This window comes from Psychromonas arctica DSM 14288 (assembly GCF_000482725.1).
GTDB lineage: Bacteria > Pseudomonadota > Gammaproteobacteria > Enterobacterales > Psychromonadaceae > Psychromonas > Psychromonas arctica.
Window position 1 is genome coordinate 1 of record NZ_KI519490.1, and the last position, 11,947, is coordinate 11,947.

Here is an 11,947-nt window from a genome sequence, read left to right on the forward strand (position 1 = left end):
TACTTTTAGCCAAACCCAAAGCATTAATAGATAAACAACATCACTGGCTGGTATGCCTGAGCGTTTAGAAAACTTAGCTTGACGTAACATCGTATTAAAACGCAGGCTCTTCCATGTTGAGCTAAATGTGTTATCAATTTTAAGGTTTTTTTGGTTAAGTAAGTCAGCGGTTAATGATGGTAAGTTCAAGGGCTTTGTGGCAGAATTCATTTGATGTCTCTTGTGGTTTCTTACTTTGTCTAGATAACAAGTATTTTACCACAATGAGACGTCAACCTATTTTAAATCATCAAGTTACTTTAGTTTTATTATCTGTTTTGAATCCCGAAACTTGAGTATTAAGTAAAGATTGACCTGCATTATGAATCGTTTCTATGTAATTCGCTTGTTGTGAAGAAAGTTTGGTATTCAATGCTAAGTACGCCATACCAATAATCGCGTTCATTGGCGTTCTTATTTCATGGCTCATATTAGCTAGAAATATCGACTTAGCTTGTGTTGCTTCCTGCACAATTAGGTTTGCATGTTCTAATTTTTTTTGGCTTATGTTTCTATTATCTATATCTTTGCCAATGGATTCGGACATGTGATCTAGTGTTTTTCCCAAAGTTAATAACTCTTCTGCGGCTCGCATTTTAGAAACTCGTGCAGAATATTGCCCTGATGCTAAACATTCCGCGACCTTTGAAAGTAAACTAATAGGGTTTAAAATAAATTGTCTAAATAAAAGATAAATAAGCAAAATAAGTAGAAAGGTCAATAACAAACCGATACTCGCTTTTGTTATTAAGGTATTTAACAGTGTGCTCGCTTCTTGTATTGCGTTGTCGGTTCGCTTTTGCACTTGCTGTGATAAATTGAATAAAGCATGTGAGAGTGTGGCTTTTTCTGCATTATATGTATTGCTGTATATTAACTTATTTGCATAATCTAAATTTGGCTCCCCGTCAGAAACATATTCATTATTGTTAATGTCATATAACCCCTGTGTACTGGCAAAGGCTATTTGCTCAACATTTTTTAATGTTTCTAGAGCCTTTAAAATCTCTTGCAGTAACAGCAATTCTTGCTGAGTAAAGCCTAACCCTTTCATTTTTGTAGTTAACGAAATACCTCCTTGCGTTGCTAATGATGCGTGAGACTCTCTTTCGGCAATAACGTCTGCCCAATATAATGACGGGATGTAGTTTTCAGGTGCGTGTTTCGTCCCATTTCGAATGGCAATAATATCGTAATAATAAAAAAGATAACGTGTTTCACTGGTAGAAATAAAAAGCCTAACCAGTTGCGCTAGCTCGTTGGTTTCTACTTGTAATCCATTGGTGAGGTTAATAGATGCTTTACTATGTTGTTGTGTTTGTATCAGGTTGTTGTAAGCTTTTTTCACTTCCAAAGTGACATAATAATTTGCGCAGAGGATCAGTGAGAGAAACAAGGAAACATAAATAGATGCTTTTGAAAGTTTCATGTTTTCCTCGATCCTCTTTAAGCACATTTTTAATAATATTAATGGCTGATTAATGTTAATAGTAGCTACTGTAGTATGTCCTGAATGCTCGAAAGATCATTATGTTAGAGTTAACTGTAGTGATAATGGCGTTCTTTTCTGAAAACCGCTTTGCAATTAAAGTCAAATATAGCTGACTTTTTTGGCAGTCTTTATAGGCCATTCATTACTTTAAGTTAGTAATAAATGGAATCTCTCAATTCATCGTAAAATGTCACTTATGTCTGTTTTTTGCCTCTTGATAGCTAATAGTAGGCTTTTAACTTCAGTTGTACATGATCTAATTAATAAATTCTGTGATTAAACATTATAATATTGAGCTTATTTTTCTATGAATTGAGTATTCATTATGTGATTGGCGTAATTATTTTATGATATATTATTTATCAAAACGGATTAAATATAACAGGAATAATATTATTATGATTGATTATGTCGCAACTTTTATTTTCTTGTTTGCAGTTATTGACCCGATTGGTACGGTTCCTGTATTTATGGCTGTTACCAGTCATTTTGACCATAAAGAGAAACGTAAAGTTGCGTTAAAAGCGACGGGTTATTCAGCCGTTATTTTGCTTTTCTTTTTGGTCGCCGGCGAGTTTATCCTGACCTCTATTGAAATTCCTCTCTCTGCTTTTCAAATAGCGGGGGGATCGTACTGTTTTTGTTTGCTTTATCGATGATATTTGGAGAGAGTAAACCAGATATTGAACGTAAGATGTCAGCCAAGCAAAATGAAGCTGCCATTTTCCCCATCGCGACTCCATCAATTGCTAGCCCAGGTGCGATGTTAGGCATTGTCTTATTAACTGAAAACTCAAGTTATAGTATTTGGGAGCAAACTCAAACCGCGTTAATTATGCTCTTAGTCTTGTTGATTACAATGTTGCTGATGTTAGCGGCGAGCCAAATACATCGTGTTATTGGCAATGCTGGTGCGAGCCTTATTAGCCGAGTGATGGGTATGATATTAGCCTCCGTTGCGGTGGCCAATGTCCTAGCAGGTATCAAGCAATACTTTTTACTTTAATTTTTTGCTCGTATAAATATTTGTACCACTTTATTGGCGTTGTTTAATAAAGAGCTCCAACTCTTTGATCGGTAAAGCTCTAGAGAAGTGGTAACCTTGAAATAAATCACATCCGTACTCCACAAGGATCTCTGCATGCTCTGCGGTTTCAACGCCTTCTGCTAATACTCGCATATTTAAGTTTTTTCCCATACCGATAATACTTTTCACCATCGCTTTATCTGTTTTATTTTTGTTGATGTCTTGGACAAAGCTTTTATCTATTTTTAATTGATCAATGGGCACATCTCTAAGCATGCTAAGAGAGGAATAGCCTGTGCCAAAATCGTCTAAAGCTAAGGAAATATTATGATCTTTCATTTTAGTAAAAATGGGGCGAAGTACATCAATGCTTTCAATAAATAAACTTTCAGTTATTTCGATTGTAATGGGTAGGTTTTTCTCTCCAAAATACAAAATACTTTTAATTAATGCTTCAAAAAAATTTGTCTGTACAAACTGCCTCACTGAAACATTGATCGATAAAGCAAATGTTGTTTTTGACTTGCGTTGTAAGCTACTTATTTCATACATAGCTCTGTTCATTATGTGTTGGCCAAGGACTGGCATTAAGCCTGTTTTTTCTGCAATAGGTATAAAAATATCCGGCGCTATAACACCTAACGTTTTACTTTCCCAGCGAACCAATGCTTCTACGCCATAGAGTTTATTGAACGTGTCCATTTGCGGTTGATAAACGAGACTGATTTCGTTTTCTTCAATAGCAAAGCGTAATGCTTGTTCTATTTTCGTTTGTTTGAGCAGGTGTTGATGGACCTCTTGTGAAAAGAAAAGGTAGTGGTTTTTGGTTTTTTTCGCTATCAACATGCTATTTTCAGCATAGCTTATTAAAGTATCTAACTGTTTTGCATCGCGTGGATAACAGGCTATACCTATTGAACTAGTAATAGATAAATTATGATTAAAAATACAGTGCATTTCAGCTAAATCATCAAGTAGTTTTTTAGCAAAATCAGATATTTTTTGTTTATTTTCCATTTCTATTAATAAAATGAATTGGTCACCACTATAGCGAATTAAATCACCTGACTTCCCTTTTTTCACCGTTAAACTCTGTTGAATTCGAAGACTAACTGCCTTTAATAAAGCGTCCCCATACTTGTGTCCAAAGGAGTCGTTAATGTTTTTAAAGTTATCTAAATCAATATATAACATTGAAAATGGTTTTTTTACGTTGGTTAGATCGTGGATTAAATGGGGTAATACAGAACGATTATAACAATCAGTCAAATCATCATGTTCTGTTTTATAGGTCAATTCTGTTAACTTATTTTGTTCTATTCTGATTATCCATTTGAAGAGGAAAAAAATCACCGCTAAAAAGATAAAATATAAAATGTAGTAATAGGCTGATGTGTAAAGTAATGGGTTGGTAATACTGGTTAATGAGCGGCTAGCATGCGTCCAGAATTGATATTGTTTATCAAAGGATAAACTATGTAATTCCTCTTTATTTTTATTATTGAAAGCGAATTGAACCACTTCTTCTGTATCACGCAACATTTCAAGCGTTAAATTTTGTTTCTTGAGTTCTTTTTCTATTTCATCGCGATGTTGTTCTGTAAACGGAGTTGAAAAATTCTCTGCGTATTCTTCAGTGCCCATTGCAGTGTCTAAAAGGCGATAAAAACTTTGATCGAGAGTCAGCATTAGTGAGTTGCCAAAGGATTTTGATTGGGGCCACTTGGGTTGCAATTTATTAATAAGAATCGCAGAAAATAAAAAACCTGTCACTGATCCCTGTTTATCAATCAACGCTTTACGTATCGGGATGATCCATCTTTTAGTGATAGGTGAAAAAATAGGACGGCTGATCATTAACTTATCAGCGGTGACTGGACCATAAAAGCCTTGTTCAACGTAGTGATGGCCTTTCAATTCAAAAAGTTTTTGCGGAAGGTTGTCACTTTTTGTACGTAAAGTACCATCTAAATTAAACACAGCAAAACCTGCTATTAAATCCGATTTCTTTAGTATTTTTTGTAACACCGATTGATTAAATTGATGGTCTTCATTAAATCCGACATTGATAAGATCTAATATAGACTCGTAGGTGGATAATAAAGAATTGATATCCGCTTTAACTATTTTGGTTATATACAGTTGTTCATATTTTCTTTTTGTTAATAATTCATCATATTTACCATATACAGTAGTGAGTAACAGAATGGTTGTGAACACGACTAGGCAAAAATAGATTCGCCAGGTATGTCGAATTAACTGAATAATATTCATTAATTAACGGTACTCTTTTCTTTTGTGTGTGCAAATAACTGATATAAATAATAAGGCGTTATTTTACCATCTAATTAGCAGTATTAACATGATGATAAATTCACATTTTTATCATTTAGGGTAGGGGGGATCTACTTATTGCATTATTTAGCCCATTTAATGCAATGAATTATATCTTTTTGTGCCATTAAATAAACTGACTTTCTGTCGTTTTTTTAAGCGTTTTAAAAGAAGTTTGACTTAGATGATATAAATCAAACCACTCCACCCCATTAAAAAGGTAAATTACACACCATTGCGATTTGTGATCGATGTAACAAACACTTTGGTTTATAATGCGCTCAGATATTCAGAATATAACGACATAATGTTGTATTTTAGACTGCGTCAACGCAGAGCCTGTCACTATCTAGGTAACGATTGGGCCGGTAGAGAATAGGTAAGAAATTTTATAGTTTTTAAAATAGTTTTCAAAAAAGTTTTTAAAATGATTTCAAAAATAGTTTTCAAAATAAAATGAGAGGACACATCATGTCAGTAAAAAAAATGGTTGATCTAGATTTAGCCGGTAAACGTGTATTTATCCGTCAAGATCTTAACGTTCCAATTAAGGATGGCAAAGTAACATCAGATGCGCGTATTCGTGCTTCAATCCCAACAATTAAATTAGCCTTAGAAAAAGGCGCTAAAGTGATGATTACGTCACACTTAGGTCGCCCAACTGAAGGCGCGTCTGCTGAAGAAAACGCAGCGTTCTCTCTACAACCTGTTGTTGATTACTTAAACGAAGCGCTAGACGTACCAGTGCGTTTAGCAACTGACTACTTAAATGGCTTAGAACTTAATGCTGGTGAAGTGGTTGTACTTGAAAATGTTCGCTTCAACAAAGGCGAGAAGAAAAACGATGAAACATTATCTAAGCAATTAGCTGCATTATGTGATGTTTACGTAATGGATGCATTTGGTACGGCTCACCGTGCTCAATCTTCTACTAACGGTGCTGGTCTATTTGCTCCTGTTGCTTGTGCTGGTCCTTTATTAGCTGCAGAGCTAGAAGCACTAGGTAAAGCAATGGATAACCCTGCTCGCCCATTAGTTGCAATCGTTGGTGGTTCTAAAGTATCAACTAAATTAACAGTATTAGAGTCATTATCTAAAATTGCAGACCAATTAGTTGTTGGTGGTGGTATCGCGAACACATTTATCGCAGCACAAGGTCACAATGTTGGTAAATCATTATACGAAGCTGATTTAGTTGAAACAGCTAAAAAATTAATGGTTGAATGTGCAATCCCTGTTGCTACAGACGTTGCATGTGCAAAAGCATTTGATGAAAATGCTGAAGCAGTGATCAAAAATGTTGCAGACGTACAAGATGACGATATGATTTTCGACTTAGGTCCAGATTCAACGGCGGCATTAGCGACTATCTTAAAAGGTGCTAAAACAATTCTTTGGAATGGCCCAGTTGGCGTGTTCGAATTCAAAAACTTTGAAGCAGGTACAGCTGGAATCTCTAAAGCGATTGCTGAATCAGATGCATTCTCTGTTGCTGGTGGTGGTGATACGCTGGCGGCTATCGACAAGTTTGGTATTACTGCAGATGTTTCTTACATCTCTACAGGTGGCGGTGCTTTCCTTGAGTTTGTTGAAGGTAAAGAGTTACCGGCAGTAGCAATGTTAGAATTACGAGCTAACGATTAATTCAAATGTTTAGAGCGAGATTTTATCTCGCTTTTTTATGCGTATTCTTTGTGACATAATTGTCTTAGAATCGCGAAACGAAACAGATTTTAATTTAAAACAATAGATAGGGTATATCTCATGACTAAGATTTTAGACGTTGTACAACCTGGTGTTATCACTGGTGATGATCTTCAAAAAGTATTTGCTGTTGCAAAAGAGCATAAATTTGCACTTCCAGCGGTAAACGTTGTTGGTTCAGATTCAATCAATGCTGTACTTGAAGCTGCTGCTAAAGTTAAAGCGCCAGTTGTTATTCAATTCTCTAACGGCGGTGCTGTATTTAACGCTGGTAAAGGTCTTAAACTTGACGGTCAAGAAGCAGCTGTTTTAGGTGCTGTTTCTGGTGCTAAGCACGTACACGCAATGGCTGCTGCTTACGGTGTTCCAGTTATTCTACATACTGACCACGCCGCTAAAAAATTACTACCATGGATCGACGGATTATTAGATGCTTCTGAAGCACATTTTGCAGAAACAGGTAAACCATTATTCTCTTCTCACATGATCGATCTTTCTGAAGAACCATTAGAAGAAAACATCGAAATCTGTGGTAAATACCTAGCGCGTATGGCTAAAATGGGTATGACACTAGAAATCGAACTAGGTTGTACTGGTGGCGAAGAAGACGGCGTTGATAACTCAGATATGGATGATTCTTTACTTTACACTCAACCATCTGAAGTTGATTACGCATACGTTGAATTATCAAAAATCAGCCCACGTTTCACTATCGCTGCTTCTTTCGGTAACGTACACGGTGTATATAAGCCAGGTAACGTTAAACTGACTCCAACAATTTTACGTGATTCTCAAAAATTCGTTTCTGAAAAACACGGCCTTCCTACTAACTCATTAAACTTCGTATTCCACGGTGGTTCTGGTTCTTCTGAAGCAGAAATCCAAGAGTCTATCGGTTACGGTGTTATCAAAATGAATATCGATACAGATACACAGTGGGCATGTTGGGATGGCGTTCGTGTTTACGAAGCGGCTAACCGTGATTTCTTACAAGGTCAAATCGGTAACCCAACGGGTGAAGATGCTCCTAACAAGAAATACTACGATCCACGTGTTTGGTTACGCGCAGGTCAAGCATCAATGGTTACTCGTTTAGAGAAAGCATTCTCTGACCTTAATGCAGTAGACGTACTATAATTTAACCGCTTTATAGGTTAACTTTATAAGTAGATAGAGCCAGCTTAATTGCTGGCTTTTTTTTACCATTAATTTACTTATCTCAACCTATCAACCTATCAACCTATCAACCTATCAACCTATCAACCACCAACCTACCAACTTATCACGATCACAATCTATGACTTGTCCATATGATGCCATTCTCATTAGGTTGCCCCTTCCTCACTCTCTGAGCATAGATTAAGTTATTGAGAATGAAGTGATGCTGCAATTAATGAAAGTAGAGAGCTTATCTAGCTGCTTTGCTTGATGTTGAGGCTCAAGTTAAGGCTTAAAGTTGAAAGGGAAAGCCGGTCGATTTTTATAAGCGGTATGATATTAAAACTTAACCTTGTTATGGAACAACCTCTCTAACGTGTTTAATGCGCAGGTTACGTTTTTACTATTTAGGTAGTTTTGGGGCTCCATAACTTAATGATTAATTCTTTTCATCAATATTTTTAATTAAGCAGAGAATAAGCCTCGCTCTGCTTGGTATTATCAAAGGAATCTAGGTATTATATAGCTTTAAAATTGGCTGCGTAATCTGAGAGAAATGATGAAAATAATCAATATAATTTTGCTGGGTTGTTTGTTAACGGCAACGGCATCCGGACAGGCTGCAACATTACCTGATCAACCTCATATTTCAGTATCAGGCAATGCAAAAATACACGTTAAACCAGATACTGTGCGCATTGAGTTTCAAGCTATTGCCATGGAAAATGATGCTGATAATGCAAAGCAAATGGTGGATCAGCAAGTACAGCAAGTCTTGTCTCAATTACAAAAAAGTGGATTTGATCAAGCATTACTAACACGTGCCGATGTGCAATTGCGTCCTGAATACGAGTATATTGAGAAAAAACGTACTCAAGTCGGGATTAAAGCAACACGTAATTTAAGTTATCAATTAGACGATGTAGAAAAGTTAAATAAGTTATTACAGATCTTAGTGAAAAATGATATTTCAAATATTGGGCAAATTAACTATTCACTTAAAGAACCCTTACAGTGGCAAATAAAAGCACGTGATATGGCTGTACAAGATTCTATTAGCAAAGCTGAAGGGTTAGCCAACAGTTACCACAGCGCTTTAGGTAATGTGTATTCGATTAACTACCAAACCCACAATGCTCAACCTATTTTGATGCGAGCAATGGAAAGTGATCAAGTTGCACCAAGCTATCAAAATAATCAGATTGAAATCAATGAACGTGTAGAAACAGTCTTTTTATTAAAGCCTTAGTCTCTTTATCTTAAGTTATGAAGACTGTGGGAAGCAGGGGCTTCCTGCAATAAGAAACTATAAGGCATCATTTAACGGCTAAACGATACTAATAGTTAACTGTTGTGCCAGTGAGTTGAAATGCATGCTTTTGGTTTCATTAGGCAGGAATAATTGCTGTAAGTGGTTGATCAAGTCGATACACCTTTCCTTTGCAAAGCTTGTTTCAATACTCAGGTAAGTACTCATTTTCTCAGGGGTTAAGTGCAGGGTGATATAATCTTCACCACAAATGGCATTCAATGAATAACCTTTTGGGCTAAAGCTGTAATGGTCGATTAACAAATTTTCACGCAATGGATCTTCTTTAAATGGAGGCTCAAACAATAATCTGATTTTTAATGCTGCTAAAATAGTTTGTTTGTCTAACGGGTTAGTTTGTAACGTTTTTGCTAGCTCACTATTTAACCCATGTAGCATATAAATACTTTGCGTTATTATGCTACCTGATGAAACCTCACCAAATACAAATAAATCCCCTTGATAGCCGTCTCGCCAATGCATGTTTTGGCCGTTAAACTGCTTTTCTAATAGCAGAGTGTCCTGTTTGAAGTTAGAACGCTGTAATTGTGGTTTTAAGGCTTGATGACGTTGAAAAATAAGGGTGCTGATATGTTGTTTAGTAAATTGTTGTTGAATAAACAGGGCCGCTTTAACTAATTGTGTATTACCACAGGTAATTAAAATCAGTTTATTTTTCCATACAAATAAACTGGATTCTGAAAGCAAGTAAGCTTTTACCTGTGAATTACGAATACTTGATAATACTTCAGCTCCACAATGTGCGACTAACTTTATCCAAAACTCATCTTCAAAATCAAAAAGATTGAGTCCTTTTGTGTTGATGACTAAACGTTTCTCAGTGCCTTCATAAAACATTGCAGCGCACCTTTACATAATGTGAGAGAAATAATCCAGGCAATAGGAATACGGGGGCAGTAGTGACCGTTACTCGATAAGCGCTAGAATAAGCAACAGTGAGGTTATTTATTCTCATGTGATGGCTTTCCATGCTACAAAATACTTTTCGGCACAATCATGCGTGTTTTAACTTTTAGGCGCTTACTTAAATCAACCTCTTGATCGGGATTCCAATCTAAGGTTGTTTGCCATGCATTTTCTGGCTGCATTTCCACTAACATCGTGGCTTTTACTTTTTCAGCAACGCTATGTGAAGGAATGACAACAATACTTTCTGTGTTTAAATTGGCACTACGAGGATCTAAATTAAAAGTGCCAATCACTGTTAAATGATCATCAATAACCATTGATTTAGCATGTAAGCCAAAAATAGGTTGCTGATCTAATTGCCTTAGCATTTCTTGCGACATGACTTTTTGCCTGATTTTTGCATCAGGCTTAAATTCAAAAATTTGAATACCTGTTTGTAATAATGCTTCTCGACTTCTTTGGTATCCACTAAAAGCATCTAAGTTGTCGTTTGAGGCAAGGCTATTGGTTAATATTTTTATTTTCACTCCTTTAGCGACTAATGACTTAAAGATCTCTTGGCTCAAATCAGTGCTAATTAAGTACGGTGTTTGTATGGTAATTGAGGTGTTTGCTTGTTCAACTAACTGGATTAAGCGATTTGTTGCAATGCCGCTTCCGCAAAGAAATGTCTCTGCATCATTTTTACCTGGTGCATCGGAAACGTATTCCACATTATCTAACCAATACACATCTCCTGACTCAACAGCCTGTTTGAATGCAGCAGGCATGGCTTTTATTTGTGCTCGGACTTCCGGTAAAAAGTTTTTAGGGTTACAGGCATATTGATGTAACTTTTCAAAGTTAGGTTTTATATTGCTGTTATCATCGCTTAATAATTCCGAGACTGGCACACTTAACTTATGTTTCCAAAACTGCTCAAATGATTGCTCTATTTGCTTTGGCGCTTCACCCACCAACAACGCATCTCTGTCTCGAAAGTTGTATTGATGGTCGTAACCAAAGTATTCATCGGCGACGTTTCGACCTCCTGTTATTGACACTAAGTTATCAACTGTAAAGGTTTTATTATGCATACGTTGATTAAATCCATGGAAGTCAGTAACCAGATTAGTAAGCTTTTGTAGGATATTTTTACCAACGTTTGCCAGCGGGTTATATATTTTAATACTGATATTTGGATGAGCATTTAAGGTTAATAATTCATCCCCTTTTGCCTCTAACATAATATCATCGACCAAAATGCGAACTTTTACGCCTCTATCAGCTGCGCGTACTAAATAATCGATGGCCAACAAACCAATATTGTCAGTAGAAAAAATAAAGTACTGCACATCAATCGTATTTTGAGCATGTTCACTTAACCAAGCTCGTGTGAACATCGCTTCTGTGCCTTGTTCTAATACATAAACACCCGTTTTTTTATTATTAATATAAGACGAGTAGGGGGTAAGTTGCTCTGTAATAGAGGTATTATGTTGAAAAGTAATCTCTTTACAATAATCTTCAGGATCAGCTGGAAAGCGCTCCTCTGGAGGCGTACAAGCGACCATGACTAGTAAACTAATCATTAAGCTGAATACTTTCAAATGATGCAAATAAGAGAATGATGACAATGGCTTTCCCGCTAGTGGTTATATTTATCGCGTAAATAATAACAAAAACTTAATGCTTTCTATTGTTTTAATTATCGATTGGTTCGTTTTAGTCGAAGGGAGGGGTGAAACCCATTATATCTTTTATCGCTGATACAAAAAAATGGCTAATTTTCTCTTTGATAACTTGAATGAAGGTACTATTTTTTTGGGTTTAAACTAAAAGTTAACCAAGGACACTTCCTAGTAGATACAAAAAAACACAATTAAATTAATAATTGTGGCTTAGGAATTGTTACAAAATAACTTGCGCTAAAGTGTTCCCAAAAAGCCTTAAATGACTGGCTATTTTGAAAACA

7 protein-coding genes and 2 pseudogenes are annotated in these 11,947 nt (G+C 36.1%); 4 read left to right on the forward strand and 5 right to left on the reverse strand.

What is annotated here, in order from left to right:
- Both H592_RS0120635 and H592_RS24820 read right to left on the reverse strand, forming a co-directional pair.
- Positions 1-210 (reverse strand): annotated as a pseudogene (locus H592_RS0120635) (IS4 family transposase); the annotation flags it as partial.
- A gap of 79 nt (positions 211-289) precedes the next feature.
- Positions 290-1,468, reverse strand: coding sequence for a sensor histidine kinase (locus H592_RS24820; RefSeq protein ID WP_028870433.1), 1,179 nt, complete (start codon positions 1,466-1,468; stop codon positions 290-292).
- Positions 1,469-1,929: 461 nt separating this feature from the next.
- Between H592_RS24820 and H592_RS23060 the strand changes: the two are divergent.
- Positions 1,930-2,537 (forward strand): annotated as a pseudogene (locus tag H592_RS23060) (MarC family protein).
- Positions 2,538-2,567: 30 nt separating this feature from the next.
- On the opposite strand, the gene H592_RS0120650 reads toward H592_RS23060, so the two are convergent.
- Positions 2,568-4,832 carry a bifunctional diguanylate cyclase/phosphodiesterase gene (locus H592_RS0120650; protein WP_028870434.1) on the reverse strand — a complete coding sequence of 755 codons (2,265 nt, stop codon included), beginning with the start codon at positions 4,830-4,832 and terminating at the stop codon, positions 2,568-2,570.
- Positions 4,833-5,363: 531 nt separating this feature from the next.
- Between H592_RS0120650 and H592_RS0120655 the strand changes: the two genes are divergently transcribed.
- From H592_RS0120655 to H592_RS0120665, 3 genes are all read left to right on the forward strand, one after another.
- Positions 5,364-6,536: a phosphoglycerate kinase gene (locus H592_RS0120655; RefSeq protein ID WP_028870435.1), complete on the forward strand. Its 1,173-nt coding sequence runs from the start codon at positions 5,364-5,366 to the stop codon at positions 6,534-6,536.
- A gap of 120 nt (positions 6,537-6,656) precedes the next feature.
- Complete coding sequence (fbaA, locus tag H592_RS0120660) at positions 6,657-7,733, forward strand: class II fructose-bisphosphate aldolase (RefSeq protein WP_028870436.1); 1,077 nt, start codon at positions 6,657-6,659, stop codon at positions 7,731-7,733.
- Positions 7,734-8,313: 580 nt separating this feature from the next.
- Complete coding sequence (locus tag H592_RS0120665) at positions 8,314-9,003, forward strand: SIMPL domain-containing protein (RefSeq protein ID WP_028870437.1); 690 nt, start codon at positions 8,314-8,316, stop codon at positions 9,001-9,003.
- Between the two features lie 78 nt (positions 9,004-9,081).
- Here H592_RS0120665 and H592_RS0120670 read toward each other — a convergent pair whose 3' ends face one another.
- Both H592_RS0120670 and H592_RS0120675 read right to left on the reverse strand, forming a co-directional pair.
- Positions 9,082-9,921 (reverse strand): hypothetical protein, encoded by an 840-nt coding sequence (locus H592_RS0120670; RefSeq protein ID WP_028870438.1) that lies wholly within the window; start codon positions 9,919-9,921, stop codon positions 9,082-9,084.
- Positions 9,922-10,055: 134 nt separating this feature from the next.
- Positions 10,056-11,564 carry a phospholipase D family protein gene (locus tag H592_RS0120675; protein ID WP_211235699.1) on the reverse strand — a complete coding sequence of 503 codons (1,509 nt, stop codon included), beginning with the start codon at positions 11,562-11,564 and terminating at the stop codon, positions 10,056-10,058.
- Positions 11,565-11,947: the final 383 nt, after the last annotated feature.